Raw genomic sequence first — 6,718 nt, forward strand, 5'->3', positions numbered from 1 at the left:
TCCATCCACCCCGCTATGCTGGAGCCAGCATCAAGGAGGCTCATCATGACGCAAGCGCAGATTTACATTTACGGGATCGATTTAGGCAAAAATTGGTTTCACCTGGTGGCGATGGATCGCATGGGGCATGTATTGACCAAGCAAAAGCTCACTCGTTCACAACTGAAACAGTTCATCAGTACGACTCCACCCTGTCGGGTTGCCTTCGAGGCATGTCCTGGTTCGCAATACTGGGGACGCCTGTTCCAACAGGCGGGGTTCGAGCCCAAGATTATTCCCGCTCAATTTGTTAAGCCCTACCTCAAATCGAACAAGAATGACTTCAACGATGCCACCGCCATTGCCGAGGCTGGTAGCAGAGGCACTATGCGCTGTGTCCCGTTGAAATCTCATGAACAGTTGGCATTGCAGGCGACTCATCGCGTCCGTCAGCGTTTCATCGTCGAACGAACCGCCACTGTCAATCAGATGCGAGCGTTGCTGCTGGAATATGGGCTCACCGTGCCAGTCGGCAGAAAAGTCTTCGAGCGCTCTCTGCCGACGATCCTTGAAGATGCCGAGAATGGCTTGCCTGACTTTATCCGCGCCCTGGTATTACGCCTGAGAGAACGGTGGCAACAGCTGGATATTCAGATTGATGAGATGAGCCTCATGCTCGGACAAGCCTCAAGCGCATCAGGTTTGTGCCAAAAAATCAGTACCGTCCCCGGTATTGGACCGATTGTCTCAACCGCGTTGGTTGCCGCAATTGGCAATGGCTCACAATTCAAGAAAGCCCGCGACCTGTCAGCCTGGTTGGGGCTGGTCCCCAGGCAATATTCAACGGGCGGCAAATCTTCGCTCGGCGGGATCAGTAAGCGTGGCAATAGCTATTTGAGGCAAATAGTTATTCAGGGCGCCAAAGCGCTGAAAATTCACATGAAGCGTGACAAATCATCGTTAGGCGAATGGGTCGCGAGGCTAGAGGTCGGCCATCACCACCATGTGGTCCTTATCGCCTTGGCCAATAAGATAATGCGAATTTGCTGGAAAGTGCTGACATCCGGCAGGGATTACCAACCGTATCCCAACACAAGTTCAGCCGTTTAACTGATAGAACTCATACTCGGTTTTGCGAGCCAAAAACAGATGACAGAAGCGTTTACCCCACGACGTTGCAGCCTGGCTAAAAAAGCAGTCTCTCATGACTGGTAGCTTTATTAGGACGACGACGTGCGGATCCCATCAAGGCCAGAGCCGGAAAACGGCTCACAGAGAGGCCGGATACATTGACGCAAACGACTTCTGGAAATCAGTTCAAGCTTGCAGATAAGGAGCAGACCATACATTTTTTAAGATATCTCGCTCATCGGTGACGCGGCGCAGTTCAGCCTTGAGGCGCCGAATTTCGGCTTGCTGGCTGGAGTTATCCTGTTGCTGCGCTTCGGGTTGGCTGTAGCGTTTGAGCCAGACATAAAGACTGTGGCTGGAAATACCAAGTCGTTCCGCGACCTCTGCCACTGGGTAATGGCGCTCAGTCACCTGCTTGACGGCGGCCAGTTTGAATTCTTCCGTGTAACGTTGCTGCTTGCTCATAACACCTCCTGATTGACCTCAGTTTGAGGCTCTTGAGGTGTCTAGGAAAGTAGGGGCGATTCAGATGCAACTTGCGCCAGATTCGCCGTTTCTCTGCGCCGTGTTTTCTGACCTTCCACTCGCCTTCACCAAACACCTTCAGCCCGGTTGAGTCGATAACCAAGTCGGTAATGCGTCTCTTTGGGGGCTGTCGATAAGCGACCGTCACTGTGCGTGCTCGCTTGCTGACGCAGCTGTAATCGGGGGCACAAAGCGGTAAGTTCATCAACTCGAACAGGGAGTCGAGTAGTCCCTGAGTGGCCCGCAGAGTGAGGTTGAAAATCCCCTTGAGCATCAGGAAGGTACAGATGGTCTGGTCAGTGTAAAGCTGGCTGCGATCCCGCCGCCCATGATGGTCGTGTGGAACCAGTTGTTCATGGCCTCGGTATCAACCCAGAAGGTGAGTGAACCACGGTTAATCGAAGACTTGTTGTATTGAGGCCAGTTGGTGATGGGGTGAAGCGACGTGCCCATGATGCAGACTTGAAGGGGGTAGTGGTGATCAGATCACCGCGCCCTCAGTTAGTTCCATTCAAGCTGCATTGATTTGGGAAACAACGCCGAGCATGGGATAGCTGTGCCCAAAAATCGAGATAAGCCTCGAAAATGAGGCTAAATGGCGCTTAATAGCCGAATACTTGTGGCAAAAAGTCAGGTTTTTGGAGTGATGGGCATTTCAAATGTGGACAAAGAGCTCGTGATGAAGGTGCGCTCCACTTGTTCGCACCTTCCGTAGCACTATTAGGATCAGTTATTTAGGGACCTGGGGACGATTCACTATTGGGATCAGTTATTTAGGTGACAGAAAGTCGTCAATATCCAAAGAAGATTGGCTGTTGAACAGCCAGGGTATATTATTCAGACAGCCCTCCAAGAAAATTCAAACGATGCAATTTTCCTAACCAAACTATCAGTGGATGAGAGATTTCATTTTTCCCCAAGGTTGAGATGTTAATGTTCTCCATGTTTTTTGAACATCAAATCTGCTTTTATTCCCATCGTCTAACTCAGCAATTCCTCGTTTATCTACAGTGTAAGGATGTATAAAAAGCACATGCAAAATATGCCCGCCCCCCGTCTTTGTTACCTCTTTAGTCTCCCTACACTCAAAGATGTCCGGTTGACGACAGATCTTGGTGAAGTCATTACTTATGGCCCAAGATGAGACATTAAAAACCTTCGCAACCTCTCGTGAGCTAATAGGTACTCGTTGCTCAAGCAACCATTGCGCGACTCTCAAATAACGTGGCAAGCCCCCTCCCATACGTTAACCAGCCATAAGATAGATTGAAACTGAAAAAAACATGCTTATTTGAAGCACACATTAGAGCACGCATTAGTCTATATGCATTAAAATTTAATCATTGAGTGCCATGCTCTGGTTATAAGTTACTATGCATTAAGTGATAATGGCAAGTTCTATATCTTTTACATCTGAAGAAAAAGTATAACCGTAATTACCCGGGTGCTTGAGTAGGGGGCGTAAATATTCATGATTTACCGCTACCGGGATTGGTTGGCTTGGCGGGTTGTTCAGGTTTTTTCTGAATTTTTCATTTTTGTTTTTTCATTTAATATGTTTTCATGGCCTTTTATGTCAAGTCAAAGGTAGGCTTTGTTATGTATAAAATAAAATGCAACCACTTAGCGCTGTGTATTATTTCTGTGCTGTTCACTTCAGTACAAGCTAAAGCTGGTTTGGAAGCATGGAATGGACAAGTTTTTGCTGAAAAGGGAGCAGGTGAAGTAATATTTGGCGGTAGTGTATATAAAAATGAATGGTGGGTCGGCCCAGACCAGTGCCCGCTCATGGCAGCGACAGAACCTGCGAATAACGGCTGGCGTTTTTCTCGTGTGGCAACTACCGATGAAATCACATCCATAGGCAACCCATCAGATTGCATTATAACCACTGATGAAAATCCAGATGATAGTAAGTATGAAGAATTCAGTTATGAGTCGTCATACACAACTGGTGATATCGTTTCTCTTGGCGGAGTGACTTATAAAGCAACACAAGATGTAAGGCCAAAATCTTTTTCACCTGGATCCGGTAATCCATGGTCTAAATATACCCCGTTGATGACATGGGAAAATAACAGGGTCTATCATAAAGGTGATGAGGTTGTCGGGACCGATGGCAATCGTTACATGGCGTTATTTTATGTTGAAGCTAATGTTGACCCTGTTGATGTAGAGAATCAAAATCCAACGCAACAAAACTCAAAACCGTGGTATCCAAAAGGGGAGTGGCACAATTTCACCCAAGAAGAGCTGGCACAAGTATCCGAAATAAATTTGGAAAGCATCTATCAACCTGATACGTTAGTTAAATATAACAGTGACTATTACTTCAATAAAGTTTCAGTGCAAGGCGTTCTTCCTGATGGACAAACTCCATGGAAGGTGTACATCGATTGGGGTAACACTAAAGAATTGGTTGGCTCACCAAAAACTGAGTGGCCAAAGCAGTTTTATGCTCCTTATATCGATTTTGTGATGAATGACGTGCCAGACATGGTCAAACTCAAAAATGAGAAAGGAGTTAACAATTTCGTTTTGGCATTTATTGTGGCAAAAGACGAAAACACATGTTTGCCGACTTGGGGGACTTCGTATCCTGTTAATGGCTATAAGCAATACTCCAAGGTGAAAGCACTCCGGGATGCTGGCGGTGATGTAATGGTTTCTGTGGGGGGCGCGAATAACTCGCCAATGGCGGTTGCATGTAAGAACATCGATGATTTGGTAGAAGTGTATGATGGTATTGTTAAAAATCTCAATTTAAAAGTGCTTGATTTTGATATTGAAGGGATGGCTGTTGCGGATTCAGAATCGATTGAACGTCGAAATCAGGCGTTGGCTATTCTCCAACAACGCTGGATTTCAGAGGGTCGCGACATCAAACTCTGGTATACTTTGCCTATTATCCCTGAAGGTCTTACCGCAGATGGGATGGCCGTCTTGATAAACGCCAAAAAACATGGTGTTCGATTGGATGGTATAAACGTTATGACAATGGACTATGGTCGACCACAATGTCAGTCGGATAATACTGAAGGGCAAAAGATTCATGGTAAGTGTGCAACCACCGCTATCGAGTCGCTGTTCGAGCAAGTAAAGAGCATTTTCAATACCAAGTCTGATGATGAGATTTGGAACATGCTTGGTACCACACCAATGATTGGCTATAACGATGTTAAAGGAGAGGTGTTCTATAAGTCTGATGCTGAGTTGGTTTTGGAGCATGCGAAGACCCATAATCTTGGAATGATAGGGATCTGGTCGTTACTTCGTGATCGCCCCGGTGTGAGTGGTCAAGTTTCACCTGAACATAGCGGTCTAACATCAGAGCAAGCGGATACTTATGAGTTTAGTCGAATCTTTAGTCCATTTGCTGAATCTGGTTTACCCACCATTGATGAGGTGAGTGCGAATGCCGGACTGGATCAAGTTATTGTAGGACCTGGGACTATTACGCTTGATGGCAGTTCGAGCCATATTCCTGCAAATGTAGAGTCGATAAATTATCAGTGGACTCAAGTGAGCGGGCATCAGGTTGCATTGAATAATCCCACGGCCGCAATTGCCTCATTCAACGTTGATGCTATCGATGCCCATTATGAGTTTAAGTTGAAAGTGACAGCTGATGAACACACATCAGAAGATATTGTAGCCATTAATGTTACAGCTTCGGAAATTGAACCCGTGATATCAATTATTGGTGATCATCTTGAAGTTAAAGAAAATGATACGATCACTATCGGTACGACGACGAATTTAAATGATGTGGGGAATTACAGCTGGACTATTTCTCCTGATTGTATTGACTTCATTGATGGGGGTAGTTCGCTGACATTTACGGCTCCTGTGGTTAATGAGGATGTAATATACAATGTCAATGTGGTGTTGAGCGACAGTAATGGACATGTAGCTTCTGATTCAACTCGGCTTGTAGTAAAAAATACTGATAATGAGATTGCTGGTGATGGATATCAGTACATCTTCCCTGCGGGAGTAAATAATTATGTCGCAGGCACTCGTGTTTTGTTTTCAGATGGGAACATTTATGAGTGTTTTGGTGACTGGGCCGCTACTTGCCAAAACCAATCACTTGCACCAACCGTCGCAGCAGACCCTAACTGGTGGATGCAACAGTGGAGAGTTGTTGGTAACATTCAGTAACATTTAATTTGATGTTTGAGGGAGCTTTGCTCCCTCCATTTTATTAATTATTGATACATCCACGATGCTAACTTTTTTGACTAGTAGAACAGTTGATGTCCCCCATCTCCTATTCCCCAAGTGACGACTGTACCGTCCTACTTCAGGGTAGCACATGCATTACTGGCACTAAAAAGGTGTTTTACATTCACCAACTGTGGCAGTACTGCACTACTTATCAGCACCCGAACCAGGATCGCCCCAAGATACTTGAATCGCCCCTGGTTTTCTAGACACTCTGTTGCTGAAAAATAAACTGCCTTTCAAACTCTACCGGCGACAGCCCATCATTGGAACCATGGCGCCTGATTGGGTTGTAAAACATCTCGATATAATCAAATACGTCGCTGCGGGCTTCGTCTCTTGTCGCATAAATCCTGCGCTTGATCCGCTCCCGTTTGAGCAACTGGAAGAAACTCTCGGCGACCGCATTGTCGTGACAGTTGCCCCGTCGGCTCATGCTGCAACTCAGGTTGTGGGTCTTCAGAAAGTCCTGCCATTCGCTGCCGGTAAACTGGCTGCCCTGATCCGAGTGCACCAGTACCGGCTGCTTGGGCTTGCGCCGCCAGACGGCCATCAATAACGCATCAACCGCCAAGTCTGCCGTCATGCGTGATTTCATCGCCCAACCGACGATCTGGCGAGAGAACAGGTCGAGCACCACCGCCAGGTACAGCCCCCTTCTTGAGTGCAGATGTAGGTTGCATATTCCGGCCGATCATGAACACCAATTCCGATTCAACGTGAACACCATTTCCGGACCAATGTGAACGCTCATTCCGGTTCAACCTGAACACTTCGCCCCTCCTTTCCGGAAACAGTGTTCAACATCCCGGAATCACTGTTCACATTCACCGGAATCATCCTTAACGCATTGATT

General features: G+C 46.6%; 2 protein-coding genes and 3 pseudogenes. 2 read left to right on the forward strand and 3 right to left on the reverse strand.

Annotated features, from left to right (window positions below):
* Window positions 1-45 precede the first annotated feature (45 nt).
* Complete coding sequence (locus tag NOM06_RS03560) at window positions 46-1,089, forward strand: IS110 family transposase (protein WP_255909927.1); 1,044 nt, start codon at window positions 46-48, stop codon at window positions 1,087-1,089.
* Between the two features lie 240 nt (window positions 1,090-1,329).
* Here the strand turns inward: NOM06_RS03560 and NOM06_RS03565 are convergent.
* Together NOM06_RS03565 and NOM06_RS03570 are read right to left on the reverse strand one after the other, a co-directional pair.
* Window positions 1,330-1,575: pseudogene (locus NOM06_RS03565) on the reverse strand (transposase); the annotation flags it as partial.
* Between the two features lie 61 nt (window positions 1,576-1,636).
* Window positions 1,637-2,088, reverse strand: a pseudogene (locus NOM06_RS03570) (IS5 family transposase); the annotation flags it as partial.
* Between the two features lie 1,110 nt (window positions 2,089-3,198).
* On the opposite strand from NOM06_RS03570, the gene NOM06_RS03575 reads away from it, so the two are divergent.
* Complete coding sequence (locus tag NOM06_RS03575; RefSeq protein WP_255909928.1) at window positions 3,199-5,799, forward strand: chitinase; 2,601 nt, start codon at window positions 3,199-3,201, stop codon at window positions 5,797-5,799.
* A 268-nt stretch (window positions 5,800-6,067) separates the two neighbouring features.
* Here NOM06_RS03575 and NOM06_RS03580 read toward each other — a convergent pair.
* Window positions 6,068-6,540 (reverse strand): annotated as a pseudogene (locus NOM06_RS03580) (IS3 family transposase); the annotation flags it as partial.
* Window positions 6,541-6,718 lie beyond the last annotated feature (178 nt).

The sequence above is a fragment of the Aeromonas sp. JL9 genome, from assembly GCF_024436075.1.
GTDB classification, from domain to species: domain Bacteria; phylum Pseudomonadota; class Gammaproteobacteria; order Enterobacterales; family Aeromonadaceae; genus Aeromonas; species Aeromonas veronii.